The organism is Protofrankia sp. Cj3 (assembly GCF_917627355.1).
Taxonomy (GTDB): Bacteria; Actinomycetota; Actinomycetes; order Frankiales; family Frankiaceae; genus Protofrankia.
Genome location: NZ_CAKJTR010000134.1, coordinates 10,075 through 10,570, shown reverse-complemented (window position 1 = coordinate 10,570; position 496 = coordinate 10,075). Strand labels below are relative to the sequence as shown.

Genomic DNA, 496 nt, shown 5'->3' with positions numbered 1-496 from the left:
CTGACGTTGGACGTATCCGGGCCCGGCACCATCGGGGTCTCACCCAACGGGCAGTACGTCACCGTGGACCCCAGCCGCGACAGTTCCATCGGGACACGTTCCAGGTTGGATAGCAGCGATACTTCCCCCGCGCCTTCGGTTACGGCCGGTGTTCCCGGGACGACGTCGATGTCGGTCACCGACGCGAGTGCTGTCACTGCCGCCGGCGACGGGCCGCGCGGCGTGTCCTCCACCCGGCTCGCCTACCTCGGCGACGAGACCACGCCACCGACCCGCCGTCGGCGCGACCTCGCGGATCTGGTGACCGACGTGGACGACGAGGGCGCCGCGTTCGGGGTCGTGGAGCGGACGCTGCGCGCGGCCACACCGACATGATCCGTGGGCTGGTTTTCGCGCCTGACGGCACCGTCCTCGCCTCCGGCGGCGAGGACGCCACGAATCCGCCTGTGGGACGTCTCCATCGGACGAAGCGTCGGGCAGTTACCCCGGGCCAGCG

General features: G+C 70.8%; 1 protein-coding gene. It reads left to right on the top strand.

Features of this window, described 5'->3' with window-relative positions; translation table 11 throughout:
* The first annotated feature begins 168 nt into the window (after nt 1-168).
* On the top strand, nt 169-375 hold the full coding sequence (locus MJ783_RS16930) for a hypothetical protein (RefSeq protein WP_239311413.1): 207 nt from the start codon (nt 169-171) through the stop codon (nt 373-375).
* Nucleotides 376-496 lie beyond the last annotated feature (121 nt).

Excerpts from the sequence above, each read along its gene's own strand:
- MJ783_RS16930 (WP_239311413.1), top strand. The coding sequence starts at position 169 with ATGTCGGTCACCGACGCGAGTGCTGTCACTGCCGCCGGCGACGGGCCG.